Genomic DNA, 19,497 nt, shown 5'->3' with positions numbered 1-19,497 from the left:
GGGTGATCGAGCGTGACCCAGCGTCGTCTGCCGCGGCCGAGCGAACTGAAGCAGATCCTGCGGCCGAAGCCGATCGTGCTCAACCCGACCGAGCGGCGCCTGTCCAACGCCCACACGATCTCCGACCTGCGGATGATCGGGCGCAAGCGCACGCCGCGCGCCGCGTTCGACTACACCGACGGCGCCGCGGAGCTGGAAGACAGCCTGCTGCGCGCCCGGCAGGCGTACCGGCGCGTGGAGTTCCACCCCAACGTGCTGCGCGGAGTGTCCGATGTGGACACCACGCGGACCGTGCTCGGCAAGACGTCGGCACTGCCGTTCGGCTTCGCACCCACCGGGTTCACGCGCATGATGCAGCACGAGGGCGAGAGCGCCGTGGGCCGTGTGGCGCAGCGCAACGGCATCCCGATGGCCCTCTCGACCATGGCGACGACGTCCATCGAGGACCTCGCCGCGGCGGCCCCGGAGGCGCGCAAGTGGTTCCAGCTCTACGTGTGGCGCGACCACGGCGCCGGTGAAGATCTGATGAATCGCGCGTGGGAGAACGGCTACGACACGCTCCTGCTCACCGTCGACACCCCGGTGGCCGGCGCGCGGATGCGCGACGTGCGCAACGGGCTCACCATCCCGCCGGCGCTCACGCTCAAGACGTTCGCCGACGGCGCGATGCACCCCGCGTGGTGGTTCAACCTGCTCACCACCGAGCCGCTGAACTTCGCGTCGCTGAACCACTTCGACGGCACCGTGGCCGAGCTGCTGGCCCAGCTCTTCGACCCGACACTCGACTTCGACGACCTCGACTGGGTGCGCCGCACCTGGCCCGGCAAGCTCGTAGTCAAGGGCGTGCAGAACGTGGCCGACGCGCGGGACGTGGTGAAACACGGCGCCGACGGCGTGGTCCTGTCCAACCACGGCGGCCGCCAGCTCGACCGCGCGCCGACGCCGCTGGAGCTGCTGCCCGCGGTGCTCGACGAGATCCAGGGCACCGCCGAGGTCTGGGTCGACACCGGCATTCTCTCCGGCGGCGACATCGTGGCCGCGATCGCGCGGGGTGCCGACTTCGTGCTCGTCGGCCGCGCGTTCCTCTACGGCCTGATGGCCGGCGGCGAGCGCGGCGTGCAGCGCTGCGTGGACATCCTGCGCACCGAGATGATCCGGACCATGCAGCTGCTGGGCGTGCGCCGCGTCGAGGACCTGCGGCCTTCGCACGTGACCCTGCGCTGACCTGCTGCCGCCCCGAAGTGGCGTTCGGCGCCCTGAATGCGGCCTGGCGCACAGCGCCTCCATTGAGGGCGGCGGGGGCCCGAATGCCACGTTCGGTGCGCCCAACGCACCCAATGCCCTTTTCCGACATTGGTCCAGACGTGCGACACCGGGTTGACGTACCGGTGGGTCTGTGACGAGTATCTCAGCCACCTCGTGAAAGGCTGTTTCCGCGATCCGGAAACGGCGGTCCCCCCGGGAGGTCGGCGTGTTCGTGCAGGACCTGGCTCCGCTCGGTGGTCTCGGGCTTTCGGCGCTCGTCGCGGTGGTGCCACTGGCCGTGGTGCTGGTGCTGCTGGGAGTGGTCCGGACCAAGGCCCACCACGCCGCGTTGATCGGGCTCGTCGTGGCGCTCGTGGTCGGCATCGCCGCGTACGGGATGCCCGTGGGACAAGCGATCTCCGGTGCGCTGCAAGGGGCGGCGTTCGGGCTGTTCCCGATCCTGTGGATCGTGGTCAACGCGCTGTGGATCTACCGGATCACCGTGCACACGGGGCACTTCGACGTGCTGCGCCGCTCGTTCGGCCGGATCTCCGACGACCCGCGGCTGCAGGCGCTGATCATCGCCTTCTGCTTCGGCGCGCTGATGGAGGCGCTGGCCGGCTTCGGCGCGCCCGTGGCGATCAGCGCGGTGATGCTGGTGGCCGTCGGGTTCGGGCCGGGCAAGGCCGCCGTGGTGGCGCTGGTCGCGAACACCGCGCCGGTGGCGTTCGGCGCGATGGGCACGCCCGTGGTCACGCTCGCGCAGGTGACCGGGCTGCCGCTGGAGCAGGTGTCGTCGATCGTCGGGCGGCAGACGCCGTTGCTGGCCCTGTTCGTGCCGCTGCTGCTGGTGATCATCGTCGACGGGAAGCGCGGCCTGCGCGAGACGTGGGTGCCGGCCCTGGTGTGCGGCATCGCGTTCGGCGTGGTGCAGTTCCTCGCCTCGAACTTCGTCTCCCCGCAGCTGGCCGACATCGGCGCGGCCCTGGCCGGCGCCGCGGCGCTCGTGGCGCTGCCGATGACGCGCCGCCCGGTGCCCGCCGAGGTCCGCGCGCAGGTGCTCACCGGATCCCGCACCGCGACCCTCGACCGGCCGGACGAGCGCGGCGAGGTCGTGCGAGCCTACCTGCCGTACGCGTTGATCATCGTGATCTTCTCGCTCGCCCAGGTGCCGCCGATCAAGAAGCTGCTCGACGCGGCCACGTGGAAGTTCCACTGGCCCGGCCTCGACGTGCACGGCCCGGACGGCAAAGCCGTGTCCGGCAACACGTTCTCGCTGCCGTTCCTCAACACCGGCGGCACGCTCGTGCTCATCGCCGGGCTGCTCACGCTCGTGGCGCTGAAGGTCGCGGCGGGCACGGCCGGGCGGGAGTGGCTGGCGACGGTGCAGGAGCTGCGGTTCGCGATCGTCACCGTGACCGGGGTGCTCGCGCTGGCCTACGTGATGAACCTGTCCGGCCAGACGAGCACCATCGGCACGTTCATCGCCGCGGCCGGCGCGGGGCTCGCGTTCCTCTCCCCCGTGCTCGGCTGGTTCGGCGTCGCCGTCTCGGGTTCGGACACGTCAGCCAACGCGTTGTTCGGCGCGCTGCAGGTCACGGCCGCGCACCAGACGGGCCTGCGCGCGGACCTGCTGGCCGCGGCGAACAGCTCCGGCGGCGTGCTGGGCAAGATGATCTCGCCGCAGAACCTCACCATCGCGTGCGTCGCGGCCAACCTGCCGGGCGAAGAGGGCAAGCTGTTGCGCAAGGTGCTGCCGTGGAGCGTCGGGCTGCTGCTGGTGATGTGCCTGATCGTGTTCGGGCAGAGCACCCCGGTGCTCAGCTGGATGCTGCCGTGACCGCCCGGTGCGCGGCCACGCGTTTGGCCGAGCGGTTCCAGTTCCACCAGCCGTGCACGACCAGCACCGCGAACACCACGTAGATCGCGGCGGAGAAGTACAGGCCCGACGAGATCTGCAGCGGCACGCCGATCGCGTCGACCACCAGCCACACACCCCAGAACTCGACCAGCCCCGCGCCCTGCGCGCCGAAGGCGACGAGCGTGCCGACGAAGATCGCGGCGTCCGGCCAGGGCGCCCACGACGCGTTCAGCGCCTGCAGCACCAGCGCCATCACCACGGTGCCCACGGCGAACGCACCGGCCATCGCCCAGCGCTCGGCGGGGCGGCCCGTGCGCACGACCACGCCGTTGACGGGGTCGGTGCGGCGGCGCCACGCCCACCAGCCGTAGAGCGAGATCGCGAGGATCGCGACCTGCCGGCTGGCCAGGCCGCCCAGGTGCGCGGAAACGTAGACGGAGAACAGCAGGATCGTCGCGCCGACCTGCACGGGCCAGGTCCACAGCGTCCGCCGGTCGGCGAGGAACACGACCGCGAGCGCGAGCACCTGCCCCGCGAGCTCCGCGATCGAGATCCACTGGCCGAACACCGTGACACCGTGCTGCAGCAGGAAGTCCACGTCCGCACCCTTTCTCGTCCCCCGTGTGACTCTGGCGCCAACACCCCGGCCGGGCGCGGGATTCCCCGGGGTGTGAGGCGGGCGACACCGTCCCAGCACGCGGACAGGCCCGGTGCCCTCCCGATGCACCGGGCCTGGCCGAACCGCGCCGGGATCAGCGATCGACGCGGTTGAACCCGACCGGCGGGGTCGGGGTGTCGTTCACGGCCTGGTGGCCGTTTCCCGGCTGAACGGGCTGCGTGCGGGTCTGCGCGGTCTGCGTCTGTGCCGTCTGCGTGGTCTGGGCCTGCGTGGTCTGGGCCTGCGGCCGGCCGCCGACCTGGCGCTGACCACCGCCGTTGCCCGAGCTCAGCTGGCCCTGCAGGCTGGTGAGCCAGCCGCCCCAGCGGTCCTGGGCGGGCTTGATGAGACCGCCGCCGAAGCCGACCACGATCACCCCGCCGATGGTCGCCAGCACCGTGATGAGCACCGGGCCGGTGATGGCGGTGGCGATGTTGACCTGGCCCAGCGCGGCGATGATGCCGAACGCCATGATCAGCCAGTAGGCGACGGTGCCGAGCAGCCGGCCCGCCGGCCGCGTGGACATCGCCGAGGTCACGACGTCGCGCACGACCTTCGCGATGGCCGCCGCCACGACGATCAGCACCAGCGCCACCACGATCCGCGGCAGGAACGCGATGATGTCGTTGAGCAGCTGGCTGACCGGATTCGACTCACCGAACACGCCGAAGGCCAGCTGCAGCGCGATCAGCAGAATGAAGTAGTAGACCAGTTTCACGAGGATGCCGGTGGCGTCGACATTCGCCTGCTTCATCATTCCGGTCAGCCCCGTCTTCTCGACGAGCCGAGAGAATCCGAGTTTTCCGAGCACCAGTGACAGCGCTTTGGACACCGCTTTCGCGATCAGCCAGCCGATCAGCAGGATGATCAGAAAACCGACGAGTTTCGGGACGAACGTGGCCACCAGATTCCAGGCCTGTCCGAGTCCGTCCTTGAGTTGCTCACCCACGCTGGCTCCCTTCGTCGTGGATTCCCGGCTGCGGGCCGTTGCAGCGGGTCGATGATCAGGTACCCAGCCAGCGGGAGTGCGTTGCACCACGATCGAGTGAGACGACTGGCGCCGGAAGATCAATCACGGCCATACTTGTACTACCGGTGGGGACCGGGGAGACGAGGCCGTCCGGCGCAGCGTAAACCGCAAGCGCCGGGCGGCCTCGAGCATTTGCGGGGTATTACACCGGGCGTATTCAGCGGGTGTTCGCGTCGTCGCCCTGTGAATACGCTTCAGGTTTCGCCGGACCCTTCAGGGCTTTCGGCACCCGTCAAGGTTTCGGCGGCCTTCAGGTCGCAGAGCGACGACACGTGTTCACCGAACGGACACTCAGGCCGCGCGCAGCGCGTCGCGCAGTTTCACCTTCGCACCGGTGCGCATCACGGCGTTGCGGTAGATCCGCGCGGCCAGCCAGATCAAAAGCGGAATCAGCAGCACCACGAGTCCCACCGACACCACCGCTTCCCACACGGGCACGCCGCCCATGGCGAGCCGCATCGGCATCAGCGTCGGCGCGAAGACCGGGATCACGGAAAGGATCTCGGCGAACTTGTTCGACGGGTCCGAGGGCAGCACCGAGATGCCCACCACGTACCCGGCGATCACCAGCATCAGCGCCGGCGACACGGCGCCGCTCACGTCCTCCTGCCGCGACACGAGCGCGCCGAGCGCGGCGAACACGATCGAATACATGAAGAACCCGAGCAGGTACCACACCACCAGCCAGATGACGGTGCCGACGGCCGCGGACACCGAGATGGTGAGCACCCCCGTCCCCAGGCCCGCACCGATGCCGACGACGCCGATCAGGAGCATCTGGATCAACCCGACCGTGCCGATGCCGAGCACCTTGCCCGCCATCAGCTGCCACGGCTTGATGGTGGACAGCAGCAGCTCGACCACGCGCGAGGTCTTCTCCTCGACCACGCCCTGCGCCACGGACTGGCCGTTGAGCAGAAGCGACATGTAGATGAGGATGCCCGCGATGATGCCGAGCACGAGCTGCTGGCTGTCGTAGTCGTACGGCTTCTCCAGCGGCGGCAGCTCGTCGACGCTCGCGCTCGCGACGGCGGCGTCCACCTTCGCCGGATCCCCGTGCTGCGCGAGGATCTCCGAGTTCTGCGCGACGCGGCCCGCGAGCACGGTGAGCACGTTCTTGAGGTTCCCGTCGAGGTCCTTCTCGACCTGCACGTGGACCCGGTCCGCGCCCTGGACCAGCAGCGCGTCGATCGAACCGTCCTTCAGCTTCGCGATCCCGGCCTGCTCGTCGGCGATGGGCTGCGTGGCGATGTCCTGCCCCACGGAATTCCCGATCGCCGTCAGCGGCGCCGACAGCGGTGCCGCCGCCGGCACGTAGCCGAGGGTCGCGTCGGGACCGCTGCTGCCGCCCACGAGCTTCAGCACCACGATCCCGGCGACGATGAGGACGAGCAGCACGAGCGTGCTGATCCGGTAGGCCTTCGACCTCAGCCGCGTGCTGATCTCGCGCGAGGCGACCAGGCCGACTCCGGACAGCGGGCTCATGCGGACGTCGGGCGTGCTCATGCCGCCGCCTCCTCGTGGTGGTGCTCGGTGACGACGGAACGGAACAGATCGGTGAGCGACGGGAGCTTCCGCGCGAACTCGCGCACCGGCCCGCTCGCCAGCGCCGCGCGCAGCACGACCTGGTCGTCGGCACCGTCGGCCAGCTCGAGCTCGGTCACCGCACCGTCGCGGCCCAGCACCGTGACGCCGGGCAGGTTCACGGCCCAGCCGTCGGCCGCCTGGGGCGCGTCGACGAGCAGCCGCACGGCGCCGCCGGCCCGCAGCTGCGAGACGGTGCCCATCGCCTCCATCCGTCCACTGCGGACGATCCCGATGCGGTCGCACAGGCGCTCCACCAGATCCAGCTGGTGGCTGGAGAACACGACGGGCACGCCGTCGGCCGCCTTCTCCTTGAGCACCTTGCTCATCACGTCGACCGCGACCGGGTCCAGGCCTGAGAACGGTTCGTCCAGCACGAGGATGCGCGGTTCGTGCACCAGCGCGGCCGCGAGCTGCACACGCTGCTGGTTGCCGAGGCTGAGCTTCTCCACCTCGTCGTCACGGCGGGCGGCCACACCGAGGCGTTCGGTCCAGCGCTCGGTCGACGCCTTCGCGTCGGCCGCCGACATCCCGTGCAGCCGCGCGAGGTACGTCAGCTGCTCACCCACTTTCATCTTCGGGTACAAACCACGCTCTTCCGGCATGTACCCGATGTGCCGCCGGGTCTCGTGCGTGATCGGCGACCCCGCGAAGCGCACCTGGCCCGCGTCCGCGCTGAGCACCCCGAGCGCGATGCGCATCGTGGTGGTCTTGCCCGCGCCGTTGCTGCCGACGAAGCCGAACAGCTCGCCGGGGCGCACGTCGAAAGTCATCTGCTCCAGTGCCACGACGGTGCCGTAGCGTTTGGAGATCGCATCGATCTCCAGTCCGGGCTCTGGCATCGGCCCTTTCCCCCTTGTTGTCGGATTGCGGTGACGTACATCACCGACTACGGATCGTAGAGATCCCGCCGGACGGTGCCTAGCGCCCCCGGTTGCGTGTCCGCCGCCGAAAGTTGCCGATCGAATGTCCAACTAGGATTCCAGCGGAGGATCGGAACGAATGGCAGAGACGACGGGGCGCCGGGTCCCCAAGCACCACGGGCTGTCGGCGAAGACGCTGCGCTCGCTCGACCACGCCTCGGGGCGGCTCGCGAGCGCGAGCGTCGCGGTGATGGAACGCCGGCTGGTGTGGTTCGGGCGGCTGCCCGCCGACCAGCGCGCCAGCGTGCTGCTGATCACGCAGGCGGGGGCGGCGGGGTTCGTCGACTGGCTGCGCGACTCGAAGGAAGCGCTCAAGCTCACCACCGAGGCGTTCCGCGACGCGCCCGCCGAGCTCTCGCGCTACATCAGCCTGCGCCAGGCCGTGAGCATGGTGCGGCTCGCGATCGAGCAGTTCGAGGAGCAGCTGCCCGAGTTCGCCGCGAACGAGACCGAACGCGCGGCGCTGATCGAGGGAATCCTGCGCTACGGCAGGGAGATCGCGTTCGCCGCGGCCAACTCCTACGCGGCGGCGGCCGAGGCGCGCGGCGCGTGGGACGCGCGGCTGGAAGCGCTCGTCGTCGACGGCATCGTGCGTGGCGACGCCGAGGAAGCCGTGCTCTCGCGCGCGGCCGCGCTCGGCTGGGACCCCGCCTCGGCCGCGACCGTGATCGTGGGCAATCCGCCTTCGGAGGACCCGCCGACGGTGGTTTTCGAGGTCCGCAGCCGCGCGGCCCGCGTCGGCCGGCCCGTGCTGCTGTCGGTGCAGGGCTCACGGCTGGTGATCGTGATCGGCGGCCCGACCGAAGGCGGCGTGAAGGAACGCGAAACGCTCTCGCGGATGTCCGCGGTGTTCGCCGACGGGCCGGTGGTCGCCGGTCCCACCGTGCCGTCGCTCGCCGAGGCGCACCACAGCGCGGCCGAGGCGCTTTCGGGCCTGCGTGCGGTGGTCGGCTGGCCGGGCGCGCCGCGACCCGTCCGCTCCGACGACCTGCTGCCCGAGCGCGCGCTGTCGGGTGATCCCGAGGCCGAGCGCCTGCTCGTGGAGCTCGTCGCGCGGCCGCTGGAGGAGGCGGGACCCGCGTTGCAGCGCACGGTGGAGACCTACCTCGAGAGCGGTGGCGTGCTCGAACGGTGCGCGCAAACGTTGTTCGTGCACCCCAACACCGTGCGGTACCGGCTGCGCAAGGCGGCCGAGCTCACCGGCCGCAACCCCACCGAGCCGCGCGACGCGTTCGTGCTCCGGGCCGCGCTCACCGTCGGCCGGCTGGCCCGCGCGCGCGGCCTCTGGTGACGCCGGTGCCGGCCCCGGCGGTGACTCGGCGTGACCGGTCGGCGCGCGGCACCGGTCCCGTGACAGACTTCACGGCAAGCGATGGTTGAATCCCACAAGGCATTTGGGTTAAGGGCAAGGTTCCACCGCGCGTCTTTGGAGGTTTCCTCCAATAACCCCGCACGGACTTGGTGACCGCCCGCATCTGGGTGCGCACCCCTGCCCGTGGTGTCATAGACGACGTGACAGCAGCAGTCCTCTCCCCCGGCCAGGGCTCACAGGCCCCCGGCATGCTCTCCCCTTGGCTCGAGGCCGACGGTGCACGCGCGCGCGTCGAGGAGTGGTCCGCCCGCGCCGGGCTCGACCTCGTCCGCCTCGGCACGGAAGGCGACGCCGAGGAGATCCAGGACACCGCGGTCGCGCAGCCGCTGATCGTCGCGCTCTCGCTGCTCTCGTTCGAGCGCCTGCAGCAGGTGGCGCCGGTGGCCGACGACGCGCCGGTGGCCGGACACTCCGTGGGCGAGCTCGCCGCCGCCGCGATCGCCGGGGTGCTGACCCCGGCCGACGCCGTGGCGCTGGCCGCGGTGCGCGGCGCCGAGATGGCCAAGGCCTGCGCGCTGGAGCCGACGTCGATGGCGGCCGTGATGCTCGGTGACCCCGAGCAGGTCGTCGCGTGGCTCGAAGAGCGCGGGCTGGCCGCGGCCAACCGCAACGGCGCCGGCCAGATCGTCGCCTCGGGCGCGGCCGACGCCATCGAGCGGATCGTCGCCGAACCCCTGGAGGGCACGAAGATCCGTGCGCTCAAGGTCGCGGGAGCCTTCCACACGCCGTACATGGCGCCGGCGGAAGAAGCCCTTCGCGAGCACGCCGCCGGCCTCACCCCGGCCGACCCCACGCGCCCGCTGCTGTCGAACGCCGACGGCACCGTGGTCACCAGCGGCACCGAGTACCTGCAGCGGCTCATCGCGCAGGTCACCCGGCCCGTGCGCTGGGACCTCACGATGGACGGCCTCGTGTCGCTCGGCGTGAGCAGCACCATCGAACTCGCGCCCGCGGGCACGCTGACCGGCCTGGTCAAGCGCCAGCTCAAGGGCGTCGTCACCACAACCACCGCGCTGAAGACGCCGGCCGAGCTGGCGAAGCTGCGCGAGGAGGACGCCCAGTGACCGACCGTCCCAGCCTGCGCCAGAGCACGGGCCCCACCAGCACCCGGATCCTCGGCGTCGGCAGCCACCAGCCGGAGAGGGTCGTGACCAACGACGACCTCTCGCAGCTCATGGAAACGAACGACCAGTGGATCCGCGAGCGCGTGGGTATCATCGAGCGCCGCTTCGGGGACAAGGACGAGCTGCTCGTCGACTTCGCCGTCGCCGCCGGCACCGCCGCGCTGGAAGACGCGGGCGTCGACCCGTCCGAAGTGGACACGGTCATCCTGCCGAACTGCACGATGCCCACGCCCATCCCGAACGCGGCCGGCCAGGTCGCCGCTCGGCTCGGCATCCCGAGCCCCGGCGCCTTCGACCTCAACGCCGCCTGCGCCGGCTTCTGTTACGGCCTCGGCGTGGCGTCGGACCTGATCCGCGCCGGCTCCGCGAAGAAGGTACTCGTGATCGGCGCCGAGAAGCTCACCGACGTGGTGGACCCGACCGACCGCGCCAACGCGATCATCTTCGCCGACGGCGCGGGCGCCGCGGTGGTCGGCGGCGCCGACGAGCCGGGCATCGGCCCGGTCGTGTGGGGCAGCGCGGGTGACCTCGTGGACCTGATCTACATGCGCGACGAGAAGTGGATCTACCAGGAGGGCCAGTCGGTCTTCCGGTGGGCGACCACGAAGATCGCGCCGATCGCGATGCGCGCGCTGGAGGCCGCGGGGCTGCAGCCGTCCGATGTGGACGTCCTGATCCCCCACCAGGCCAACCTGCGCATCGTCGAGTCGATCGCGAAGAAGCTGCGCGCCGCCGGCGCGCGCGAGGACATGATCGTGGCCGACGACATCAAGTACTCCGGCAACACGTCGTCGGCGTCGATCCCCCTGGCGCTGGACCACATGCGCAAGGCGGGTACCGCGAAGCCGGGCGACGTCGTGCTGGCGATCGGTTTCGGCGCCGGGCTCTCGTATGCCGGGCAGGCCTTCGTCTGCCCCTGATGGATACTTCCCTCGTGGGCGCTGTGCCCGCGAGGTGGACCTGTAGAAGAACCGAGAAGGGAACAACTCCAATGGCTGACAACGCTGAGATCCTCGCCGGCCTCGCCGAGATCGTCGAAGAGGTGGCCGGTGTGGCTCAGGACGACGTCACCGCCGAGAAGTCGTTCGTGGACGACCTGGACATCGACTCGCTGTCGATGGTCGAGATCGCCGTGCAGGCCGAGGACAAGTTCGGCGTCAAGATCCCGGACGACGAGCTCGCCAACCTGAAGACCGTGGGCGACGCGGTGAACTACGTGTCCGCCAACTCGAAGTAAGTCCTCTTCGTACCCGGGCCGGGGATGCTCCCCGGTCCGGAGCCGAGACCTTGGGGAGACTCCCATGAGCAACATCGACGTCGTGATCACCGGTATGGGGGCGACCACGCCCCTCGGCGGGGACGTCGCGTCCACCTGGGACGGCCTGCTGTCCGGCCGCAGCGGCATCCGCCCGCTGACCGCGGACTGGGTCGAGGAACTCGGCCTGCCCGTGAAGATCGGGGCGACGCTGGCCGTCGATCCGTCCGAGGTCCTGCCACGGGTCCAGGCCCGCCGGCTGGACCGGTGCGAGCAGGTGGCGATCATCGCCGCCCGCCAGGCCTGGGCCGACGCGGGGTTCGCCGAGCAGACCGACGAGCACACCGACGTCGAGCCGGAACGCCTCGGCGTGTCGATCGGCACCGGTGTCGGTGGCCCGATGACACTGCTGAGCCAGAACGACCTGTTGCACCAGCAGGGGCTCCGCAAGGTGTCGCCGCTCACCGTGCCGATGCTGATGCCCAACGGGCCGGCGGCGCACGTGAGCATCGACCTCAAGGCGCGGGCGGGGGTCCACTCCCCCGCTTCGGCCTGCGCCTCCGGCGCCGAGGGCATCGCCACCGGCTACGAGATGATCCGGTCCGGCCGGGCCGACGTCGTGGTCGCCGGCGGGACCGAGGCGTGCATCCACCCGATCACCCTCGCGGGCTTCGCCCAGGCGCGCACGGTGTCGACCCGCAACGACGACCCGGCGGCCGCGTCCCGGCCGTTCGACGCCAGCCGCGACGGCTTCGTGCTCGGCGAAGGCGCCGGGGTGGTCGTGCTGGAACGGGCCGACCTCGCCCGGGAGCGCGGCGCGCGGATCTACGCGAAGCTGGCCGGCTACGGCATCACGTCCGACGCCTACCACATCACGGGCAACCACCCGGAGGGCATCGGGCAGATCGCGGCGATGCGCGCGGCCATGAGCATGGCCGGCGTGTCCCCGGCGGACGTCGGGCACGTCAACGCGCACGCGACGTCCACTGTGGTCGGTGACATCGGCGAGGCGGCGGCGATCCTCAAGGCCGTGGGCGACCACGCCGTGGTCACCGCTCCGAAGGGCGCGCTCGGCCACCTCGTCGGCGGTGCCGGCGCGGTCGAGGGCATCGCCACGATCCTCGCGCTCTACGAAGGCGTGGTGCCCGCCACGCTGAACCTCACCGACCTCGACCCGAAGGTGCAGCTCGACGTCGTGTCGGGCGAGAACCGCAAGGTCGAGCTCACCGCGGCGCTCAGCAACTCGTTCGGCTTCGGCGGCCACAACACCGCCCTGCTGTTCACGCCGGCCGCCTGATCGGTTCCACCACAACGAATCAGGGCCCCTCCCGTCGTGGGAGGGGCCCTGATTCGTTGTCCGGGGTGGGTTGGTTCAGCACTTTTCCTGTTCGGGCAAGGTCCCGGGGGTGATGGTGTCGATCTTGTACCCGCCGCCTTCGAGGATCATCGGCAGCACCAGGCGCCAGCGGATGCAGCCCTCCTTGAGCCCTTGCGGCGCCTCGTTGGACGACTGCGTGCTGGTGAAACCCACGAGCACCCGCAGCGACGACCCGGCGCCGGGTTCGATGCGGTACAGCAGGATGCTGCCGTCCTTCGTGGACCGGTAGTCACTCGTCCACTGCGTGCGGGGGTTGTCCGCGAGCCGAGTCTTGCTGACCGAGCGCGCCCATTGGTCGTAGTCGCGGTGGTTGATGCCGTCGAAGTAGTCCTGCAGCACGGTGCGCACGGCTTCGCCCTCGGGGTGCCGGGCGGCGTCGTCGGTGACCTTGACGTCACCGGGGCCGGGCTGGTCCTTCTCGTCCACCGGCGTCGGCGTTGTGGGGACGATGGAGCCGGTGGTGTCGACGACCGGGCGGCGGTACAGCTCACGCGCGAGCAGGCCACCGCCGACGGTGATCGACAACACCACGACGAGGACGGGTACCAGCCACCGCTGGCGGGCGGGTGCGGGCGGACGAGCGGTCACCCCCGAGAGGGTACCCACCCGCCCGCGGGCATCACCCGACCTGGTGCAGCCACGTGACGGGAGCGCCGTCGCCGGCGTGGCGGTAGGGCTCGAGCGCCTCGTCCCAGCTCGCCGCGAGCAGCTCGTCCAGCTTGTGTGCCAGCGACTCCCCGCCACGGGTCATGCTCACGAGGGCGCGCAGCTGGTCCTCACCCACCACGATGTCGCCGTTGGCGCTGGTACGGCCGTGCCACAGGCCCAGTCCGGGTGCGAAACAGAACCGTTCGCCGTCGACGCCGGCACTGGGTTCCTCGGTGACCTCGAAGCGCAGCATCGGCCACGCCTTGAGCGCCGAGGCCAGTTTGCCCGCGGTACCGGAAGGCGCGCGCCAGCCGCACTCGGCACGCAGCTGTCCGGGACTGGCGGGCTGCGCCGTCCACTTCAGCTCGACTCGGGCCCCGAGGGTGCCCGAAATAGCCCACTCGACGTGCGGACACACCGCAGACGGCGACGAGTGGACGTACACCACACCTCGGGTGTTGCCACGGGTGCTCACTGCTGACCTCCGCTTGCTCGACGAGGGACGTCTTCCCCTACGACCTCTCGAGCTTCGCTTCGGCTTGTGGGCCTTCCGTGCCACTCCCCGATCTGTGTAGCACATTCTGCACCCCAACCGTGCCGTTTGGCCACACGAACACCACAAGTCGCACGCGAATCCCCCTTGAGGAGGGAGGCTCGCCGACGCGTCCGCGTCTAGCACGGATCTGCGGGGTCGGCACGCTAGCGTGGGCCGCGAAACGGACGAGGTGAGGAGGGTTTCGGTGCGACTGGTCCGCCTCGGGCAGCAGCCGTCGCGCGTCGCCGAGGATGTGCGGGCGGCGCTGGCCTCCCTCGGCCGCGGCAGCACCGTGATCGGTGGCGTGGCCCTGATCGGCGCCCGCCCGGCCGGCGGCGAGCGCGCCGTCGAGGCCGTGGTGGTGCTGCCGAAGGGTGTGCTCATCGTGATCGGCGTCGACCTCCCCGACCCCGCGCTGCGCCTCGAAGCGCCCCTCGGCGGCCCGTGGAAGGCCGACGGCTGGCCGCTGGTCCACGGTGACGACGCCGTCAACCCCGCCACGGAAGCCCTGGATCTCTCCGCCGAGTGCGAACGCCGCATCGCCGAGCTGGCGCCGGGTTCCGGCCCGGTGGGCACGATCGTGGCGGTCGGTCCGTACGTCGAGACGGTCGACCAGCCGCCCGCGGACCTCGCCGGACCGGTGCGCGTGCTGCACCCGACGCCCACGACCATGCTGGCGGCGACGGTGTCGCTGGCCACGGCGCGGAGCCCGCGGTCGCTGGACCAGGCGCGGGCGCTGATCAGTGCGCTGGCACCGGACGCGCCGGCGATGTCGGACGAGGTGCTGCTGGGTGAGGGGTTCGTCCGGTACACGGACGATCCGCCGGTTCCTGTCGTGGTGCCTGTTCCTGTTGCCGCTCCTGCTTCCGGCGTGTCGAAGCCTGCGGAGCGCACGCGCATCACGTCGGTGCCGCCGCCACCTCCGGTCATCCCCACCACCCGGCCGGTGCCGCACGTCGCCGCGCCTTCCCTGGCGGGCGTCCCGGCCGAGGGACCGGCTTTCCCGGGTTCGTCCACTTCGGCCACTTCGCCGGCGGCTGTTCCCGACCAGGCGAGCCACTTGGCCACCGCACCCACCGAGTCGACGGTGGTGGCGGGTTCGTCCACTTCAGCCGCTGTTCCAGACCAGGCCGCCGCACCCACCGAGGCGATGGCAGCACCGGGTTCGTCCACTTCGGCCGCTTCGCCCTTCCCCTCGGCCGTTCCCCCGGCCGCGGCGGAAGCCACCGGCACCGAGCCGGACCAGGCGATCCACCTCGCCGAGGCCCCGACGGAGTCCACCGCCGCGCCGACCTTCCCGGGCGCCTCGGCCGACTCCGCCGCGGACTCGGTGTCGGCTGCGCCGGCCGGCAACCCGACCTTCCCCGGTGCGGCGGGTACGGCTGGTTCACCAGCCGCCGCGGACCACGTCACCGAGCCTGAGCAGGCGATTCCCCTCGCCGACGGGCCGACCGAGTCCACCGCGGCACCGAGCTTCCCCGGCGCGGAGGCGAACGGTCCGTCCACTTCGGGCGGTGGCCGGGATGGTTCGCTGGAGTCGGCGGTGACGGAGAAGATGACGTCGCCGAAGCAGAGTGGGCCCAAGCAGGGTGGGCAACGGCCGGCCGCGCAGCGAGCGGTGCCCGCGCCGAGACCGGTCTCGCCGGGGAATGGCCACGGCGGGTCGGCTACTCCCCTTGCCACGCCCGAGGGAAAGCCGCCGATCTCCGGCGGCGGTAAGCCTCCTGCCGGTCCTGGTGGAACGTCTCCCGGCGCTACTGGCGGGCAGTCGCCTATCGCTTCTGGTGGGACCTCGCCTGGCTTCGCTGGTGGCAAGCCTCCTGTCGTTCCGGCCGGACAGTCTTCTGTCGCTGCCGGAGGTAACGCCGCGGCCGGTCCGGGCGGCAAGCCCGCCGTGGTCGGCACCAACGCCGGACCGGGTGGCGCTCGGCAGGGTGCCGTGGCGAACGGAGCGGGCGCGTCGAGGGCCGTGTCGTCGGCGCCGTCGGCTTCCGGGTCGGTGGAGGTGCCCGCGGGCGGCGGTGCGCCGCCGCGGGAGAAAGAGCAGTCGCGGACCGTGCGGTGGGTGCCGGTGGCCGCGATCGGCTTGCTGGCGATCTTGCTGGTGACGGCGATCGTGGTGGCGGCGACCGGTGGTGGCGGGGGCGGCGAGGCCGCTTCGGCACCGAGTTCGAGCGCGCGGCCGGCGCCGCCGCCCGCGGCCGTGAACAGTGCGCCCGCCAGCAGTGCGGCGCCGAGCCTGTCGTTCGAAGCGCGGGCGAGCAGTTCGGACCAGCGGTGCGCGTCGCACGCGTTCGGCGACGTGCAGGCCAGCCTGCAGCAGACGAGCTGCTCCGCCGTCAGCCGCGCCAGCTACACGGCCCTGGTCGACGGGCGCGCCGCCGCGGTGACGATGGCCCTGGTCCAGTTCCCCGACGCCGCCCAGGCCACCCACTTCAAACAGGTCGCCGATACCCCGGGCGGCGGCGGCATCCTCGACGTCGCCACCGAGACCGGCAAATGGCCAGGCCCGCCCCCGCAGTTCGACAATGCCGCCTACGCCAGCAAACTCGACGGCAACGGCGTCCGGCTGGTTCAGGTCGTGTGGCAGTCCGGTCCGTCCACTCCGGACGACCCCGGCCTCACCCGCGCCGCCCAGGGCGCCCTCGCGCTCGCCATGCCCGCCTGACCGCAACCGAGCGCTGCCGACCCGTCGCGAGCAGCGCCCGACACACCGCGTTGTGCCGGGCGCTGCTTCCCGCAGACGCCCCGCGCCGGCCGTGCCTGCGTCCGCGGCCGAACCCCGCACGCAGCGAACCGCCGACCGACCGCGGCGCCGGGCAATCGCACACAGCCGCCGAAGCACGGCCCACCGCGAAACCCGCAGCGCCCGTCGCGCCGACCACGCCTGCCGACCGACCTCCGACCCCGCACGTAGCGCCGTCGCACAGCGAACCGCCGACACACAGCGCCGCCGGGCGATCGCGGGCGGCCGCCGAAGCACGACAGACCCGCGAAATCCGCGACCCACCCCCGTTCGCCTGCCCGTAGCGAGCTGCGATAACCCGCGGCAGCCTTGAAAAAACAGCGGGTCCCCGGCAACCACCGGGGACCCGCCACCAAAAACCGTCGCCTACAGGCCGTAGGCCTCCAGCAGCCGCAGCCAGACCTCGCTGATCGTGGGGAACGCGGGGACCGCGTGCCACAGGCGGTCGAGGGGGACTTCGCCCACGACGGCGATCGTGGCGGAGTGCAGCATTTCGGCGACGTCCTGGCCGGCGAAGGTGACGCCCAGGATCACGCCGCGGTCGGGGTCGACGACCATGCGGGCCTTGCCGGTGTAGCCGTCGGCGAACAGTGCCGAGCCGGCGACCGCGATGTCGATGTCGACGACGCGGTCGGCCGAGCCCTCGCGGGCCTCGGTGAGGCCGACGGACGCCACCTCGGGGTCGGTGAAGATGACCTGCGGCACGGCGTGGTGGTCTGCGGTCGCGCTGTAGCGGCTCCACGGCGCGGTGGAGATGTCCTCGCCGCGGCCGCGCGCGGCGACGCTGTCGCCGGCCACGCGGGCGGCGTACTTGCCCTGGTGGGTCAGCAGCGCGCGACCCGTCACGTCGCCGGCGGCGTAGAGCCAGCCACCGTCCACGGCGGACACGCGGCCGCTCTCGTCGACCTCGAGCGGGCCTTCCGTGGGCAGGCCGAGGAGCTCCAGCCCGACGTTGCCGGTCGCGGGCACGCGGCCCGTGGCCAGCAGCAGCTCGTCGACCACCAGGTCCTCGCCGCCGGTGAGCTTGAGCGAAGCACCGCCGCCGTCCACAGCGGACACCTCGTCGATGCCCGAGCCGGTGTGCACGATCACGCCGTCGGCGCGCAGGCCCGCGAGCACCAGGTCGCCCGCGAACTCCGGCAGCCGCGGCAGCGGGCGCTTGCCCGTGATGATCAGGTGCACCTGCGCGCCCAGACGCGCCCACGCCTGCGCCATCTCCACGCCGACGACGCCACCGCCCAGCACGCCCAGCCGCGCGGGCACGGCCGACGAGGACGTCGCGTCGCGCGAGCCCCACGGCTTGATCGTGTCGAGGCCCGGGATCGGCGGGTGGTGCGGCACGCTGCCGGTACAGACGATCACGCCGTGGCGCGCGGTGAGCACCTGCCCGTCGGACAGCGTCACCTCCCGTTCACCGGAAATCCGCCCGTGGCCCCGGATCGGCTCGACGCCGACGCCGCGCGCCCAGTCCAGCTGGCCGTGGTCCTGCCCCTGCGGGTCGTCGCGGCCGGTGAACCAGTCCCGGCGGGCGAGCACCTGCGCCGGGTCGAGCGCGTCGCCGACCACCACCCCCGGCATGCGCTTCGCCGCGGCGAGCAGGTTCCCCGGACGCAGCAACGCCTTGCTCGGGATGCACGCCCAGTACGAGCACTCACCGCCGAACAACTCGTGCTCGATGAGCGCCACCGTGAACCCACCCTTGGCGGCACGTTCCGCGGCGACTTCACCGACCGGGCCGGCCCCGATCACCACGACGTCGAAAGTCTGTCCTGACATGGGTTCAGCGCACACCACCGCGCGGCTTCACGCAAGCCAGCCGTTATCCTCTTCCGCGAGCTGCAAGAAATCGGCGACACCGGGTGACCGGGTCGTCGCCGTGCCGATTGCACGCACGACCACGATCGAGCACGGAGGGCTTTCGCATGGCCAAGAACACCGCCGTCCACGTGTTGGACGACCTCACCGGCGAACCCGCCGCCGAGACGGTGGGCTTCGGCCTCGACGGGCTCGACTACGAGATCGACCTCTCCGCCCACAACGCCGCGGCACTGCGGGAAATCTTCGACCCGTACGTGGCGAACGGCCGCCGGACGGGGGGCCGCAAGCAGCGGCCGCGGATGGTGGCCGGGGCGAAAGCCGTGGAACCACAGGAAGTTCCGGCGAAGGCCAAGCCCGCCAAGCGCACCGCGGCGGCGGTGAAGATGCCCGCCCGCCCGGCCGAGCCGGCGCCGAAGCCCACGCGGGCCAAGAAGGCCCAGCCGGTGAAAAACGCGGCCGCGGAACCGAAAGCCGTGGTGAAGACCACCGAGCCGAAGCCGGCCCGACGTCCGGTGAAGAAGATCCCCGCCGTCACGTTCTCCGCCGGCGAGTAGCGCTCACCGGCGCTGGTTGCCCTCGGCGTGCCAGCCGTCGTAGTGGTAGCGCGTGTCCAGCAACACGCGCTGCCGCTCGAGCTCTGCGTCCGTCGGCGGCCGCGGCACGAGCGGGCCGAGCAGCCCCGCGGCGGCGGCGCGCACCACCGACTCCGCCTCGCCTTCGGCCGGGCGCACGCCGTGGTCGGCCAAGGAAGCGACCTTGCTGCGGTGCGAGTCGAGCGGCTTGGGGTCCGGCGGCGGCCCGGTGAGGTACGCCCCGACGCGCGCGGCGTCGGTGTCGATCAGCAGCGTCGAGTGCGCCAGCAGCCCGTTCTTGGTCCGGAACACCGCGAACCCGCACAGCTTCGCGTCGCCCACGAACAGGCCGCGCTCACCGAGACGCGGCGGCAGGCCGAGCTTCTCGACGGCCGCCGACATCACCAGCCCGAGCATCTCCAGCGGCCGGTCGGCCGGGCCCGGCAGCACGAGCGTGACGTTGAGGTTGCCCGGGTCGTGGAACACCGTGCCGCCGCCGCTGGCCCGGCGCAGCACGGGCACGCCGTCGCGCTCGCACTCGGCCACGCGCACCTCGCGCGCCACCTTCTGCCCGCGGCCGACGACCACGCTCACGGGGTTGCGCCACAGCCACAGCACCGGGGCTGCCGGGCCTTCCCGCAGCAGCGCCTCGTCGAACGCCAGGTTCTCCGTCGGGTCGCTGAACTCCGCACGCACGTCCGACCCGGTGTCCACAGCGCTCCTCCGCGACCTCGCCCGCCGAAGATCC

At 71.6% G+C, this 19,497-nt stretch carries 17 protein-coding genes; 9 read left to right on the top strand and 8 right to left on the bottom strand.

What is annotated here, in order from left to right:
- Positions 1 to 12 precede the first annotated feature (12 nt).
- Together AB0K15_RS34735 and AB0K15_RS34730 are read left to right on the top strand one after the other, a co-directional pair.
- Positions 13 to 1,224 (top strand): alpha-hydroxy acid oxidase, encoded by a 1,212-nt coding sequence (locus tag AB0K15_RS34735; protein WP_364060261.1) that lies wholly within the window; start codon positions 13 to 15, stop codon positions 1,222 to 1,224.
- Between the two features lie 247 nt (positions 1,225 to 1,471).
- A complete protein-coding gene (locus AB0K15_RS34730) occupies positions 1,472 to 3,085 on the top strand; it encodes an L-lactate permease (protein ID WP_364060258.1) in 1,614 nt (537 codons plus the stop codon).
- On the opposite strand, the gene AB0K15_RS34725 is transcribed toward AB0K15_RS34730, so the two are convergent.
- The 4 genes from AB0K15_RS34725 to AB0K15_RS34710 form a co-directional block, all read right to left on the bottom strand.
- Positions 3,066 to 3,704: a nicotinamide mononucleotide transporter family protein gene (locus AB0K15_RS34725; RefSeq protein ID WP_364060255.1), complete on the bottom strand. Its 639-nt coding sequence runs from the start codon at positions 3,702 to 3,704 to the stop codon at positions 3,066 to 3,068. The genes AB0K15_RS34730 and AB0K15_RS34725 overlap by 20 nt on opposite strands.
- Before the next feature lie 154 nt (positions 3,705 to 3,858).
- Positions 3,859 to 4,713 (bottom strand): hypothetical protein, encoded by an 855-nt coding sequence (locus AB0K15_RS34720; RefSeq protein ID WP_364060252.1) that lies wholly within the window; start codon positions 4,711 to 4,713, stop codon positions 3,859 to 3,861.
- A 372-nt stretch (positions 4,714 to 5,085) separates the two neighbouring features.
- Positions 5,086 to 6,300 carry an ABC transporter permease gene (locus AB0K15_RS34715; protein ID WP_364060249.1) on the bottom strand — a complete coding sequence of 405 codons (1,215 nt, stop codon included), beginning with the start codon at positions 6,298 to 6,300 and terminating at the stop codon, positions 5,086 to 5,088.
- Positions 6,297 to 7,220 (bottom strand): ATP-binding cassette domain-containing protein, encoded by a 924-nt coding sequence (locus AB0K15_RS34710; protein WP_364060246.1) that lies wholly within the window; start codon positions 7,218 to 7,220, stop codon positions 6,297 to 6,299. Before AB0K15_RS34710 ends, AB0K15_RS34715 begins: the two co-directional genes overlap by 4 nt.
- A 160-nt stretch (positions 7,221 to 7,380) precedes the next feature.
- Here AB0K15_RS34710 and AB0K15_RS34705 point away from each other — a divergent pair, with 160 nt between their 5' ends.
- The 5 genes from AB0K15_RS34705 to AB0K15_RS34685 all read left to right on the top strand — a co-directional run bounded on the left by AB0K15_RS34705 (position 7,381) and on the right by AB0K15_RS34685 (position 12,349).
- The gene (locus AB0K15_RS34705) at positions 7,381 to 8,592 is read left to right on the top strand and encodes a helix-turn-helix domain-containing protein (RefSeq protein WP_364060244.1); all 1,212 of its coding nucleotides are present in this window, start codon (positions 7,381 to 7,383) and stop codon (positions 8,590 to 8,592) included.
- A gap of 221 nt (positions 8,593 to 8,813) precedes the next feature.
- The gene (locus AB0K15_RS34700) at positions 8,814 to 9,737 is read left to right on the top strand and encodes an ACP S-malonyltransferase (RefSeq protein ID WP_364060241.1); all 924 of its coding nucleotides are present in this window, start codon (positions 8,814 to 8,816) and stop codon (positions 9,735 to 9,737) included.
- Positions 9,734 to 10,717: a beta-ketoacyl-ACP synthase III gene (locus AB0K15_RS34695; protein ID WP_364060239.1), complete on the top strand. Its 984-nt coding sequence runs from the start codon at positions 9,734 to 9,736 to the stop codon at positions 10,715 to 10,717. The genes AB0K15_RS34700 and AB0K15_RS34695 overlap by 4 nt, the downstream gene beginning before the upstream one ends.
- A gap of 71 nt (positions 10,718 to 10,788) precedes the next feature.
- Positions 10,789 to 11,034, top strand: a complete 246-nt coding sequence (locus AB0K15_RS34690; protein WP_004559006.1) for an acyl carrier protein — start codon at positions 10,789 to 10,791, stop codon at positions 11,032 to 11,034.
- 64 nt (positions 11,035 to 11,098) lie between these two features.
- A complete protein-coding gene (locus AB0K15_RS34685) occupies positions 11,099 to 12,349 on the top strand; it encodes a beta-ketoacyl-[acyl-carrier-protein] synthase family protein (RefSeq protein WP_364060236.1) in 1,251 nt (416 codons plus the stop codon).
- Between the two features lie 75 nt (positions 12,350 to 12,424).
- Here AB0K15_RS34685 and AB0K15_RS34680 read toward each other — a convergent pair whose 3' ends face one another.
- Both AB0K15_RS34680 and AB0K15_RS34675 read right to left on the bottom strand, forming a co-directional pair.
- Positions 12,425 to 13,018 carry a hypothetical protein gene (locus tag AB0K15_RS34680; protein ID WP_364060233.1) on the bottom strand — a complete coding sequence of 198 codons (594 nt, stop codon included), beginning with the start codon at positions 13,016 to 13,018 and terminating at the stop codon, positions 12,425 to 12,427.
- A 31-nt stretch (positions 13,019 to 13,049) separates the two neighbouring features.
- The gene (locus tag AB0K15_RS34675) at positions 13,050 to 13,553 is read right to left on the bottom strand and encodes a DUF3145 domain-containing protein (protein ID WP_285969400.1); all 504 of its coding nucleotides are present in this window, start codon (positions 13,551 to 13,553) and stop codon (positions 13,050 to 13,052) included.
- A gap of 265 nt (positions 13,554 to 13,818) precedes the next feature.
- On the opposite strand from AB0K15_RS34675, the gene AB0K15_RS34670 reads away from it, so the two are divergent.
- Complete coding sequence (locus AB0K15_RS34670) at positions 13,819 to 16,281, top strand: hypothetical protein (protein WP_364060230.1); 2,463 nt, start codon at positions 13,819 to 13,821, stop codon at positions 16,279 to 16,281.
- A gap of 444 nt (positions 16,282 to 16,725) precedes the next feature.
- Here the strand turns inward: AB0K15_RS34670 and AB0K15_RS34665 are convergent, their stop codons facing one another.
- Positions 16,726 to 18,135: an NAD(P)/FAD-dependent oxidoreductase gene (locus tag AB0K15_RS34665; RefSeq protein ID WP_364060227.1), complete on the bottom strand. Its 1,410-nt coding sequence runs from the start codon at positions 18,133 to 18,135 to the stop codon at positions 16,726 to 16,728.
- A 146-nt stretch (positions 18,136 to 18,281) separates the two neighbouring features.
- Between AB0K15_RS34665 and AB0K15_RS34660 the strand changes: the two genes are divergently transcribed.
- Positions 18,282 to 18,731, top strand: a complete 450-nt coding sequence (locus AB0K15_RS34660; RefSeq protein ID WP_364060224.1) for a histone-like nucleoid-structuring protein Lsr2 — start codon at positions 18,282 to 18,284, stop codon at positions 18,729 to 18,731.
- A gap of 3 nt (positions 18,732 to 18,734) precedes the next feature.
- Here AB0K15_RS34660 and AB0K15_RS34655 read toward each other — a convergent pair whose 3' ends face one another.
- Entirely contained in the window at positions 18,735 to 19,463 is a 729-nt protein-coding gene (locus AB0K15_RS34655) for a lipoate--protein ligase family protein (protein WP_364060222.1), read from the bottom strand.
- Between the last annotated feature and the right edge of the window lie 34 nt (positions 19,464 to 19,497).

It is taken from the genome of Amycolatopsis sp. NPDC049253, from assembly GCF_040678995.1.
Taxonomy (GTDB): domain Bacteria; phylum Actinomycetota; class Actinomycetes; order Mycobacteriales; family Pseudonocardiaceae; genus Amycolatopsis.
This window is presented reverse-complemented; position numbering and strand designations above follow the sequence as displayed.

Bases quoted from the DNA above. Each gene is read 5' to 3' on its own strand.
- AB0K15_RS34710 (WP_364060246.1), bottom strand. From the start codon at position 7,220: ATGCCAGAGCCCGGACTGGAGATCGATGCGATCTCCAAACGCTACGGC.
- AB0K15_RS34665 (WP_364060227.1), bottom strand. From the start codon at position 18,135: ATGTCAGGACAGACTTTCGACGTCGTGGTGATCGGGGCCGGCCCGGTC.
- AB0K15_RS34715 (WP_364060249.1), bottom strand. From the start codon at position 6,300: ATGAGCACGCCCGACGTCCGCATGAGCCCGCTGTCCGGAGTCGGCCTG.
- AB0K15_RS34660 (WP_364060224.1), top strand. From the start codon at position 18,282: ATGGCCAAGAACACCGCCGTCCACGTGTTGGACGACCTCACCGGCGAA.
- AB0K15_RS34705 (WP_364060244.1), top strand. From the start codon at position 7,381: ATGGCAGAGACGACGGGGCGCCGGGTCCCCAAGCACCACGGGCTGTCG.
- AB0K15_RS34685 (WP_364060236.1), top strand. From the start codon at position 11,099: ATGAGCAACATCGACGTCGTGATCACCGGTATGGGGGCGACCACGCCC.
- AB0K15_RS34690 (WP_004559006.1), top strand. From the start codon at position 10,789: ATGGCTGACAACGCTGAGATCCTCGCCGGCCTCGCCGAGATCGTCGAA.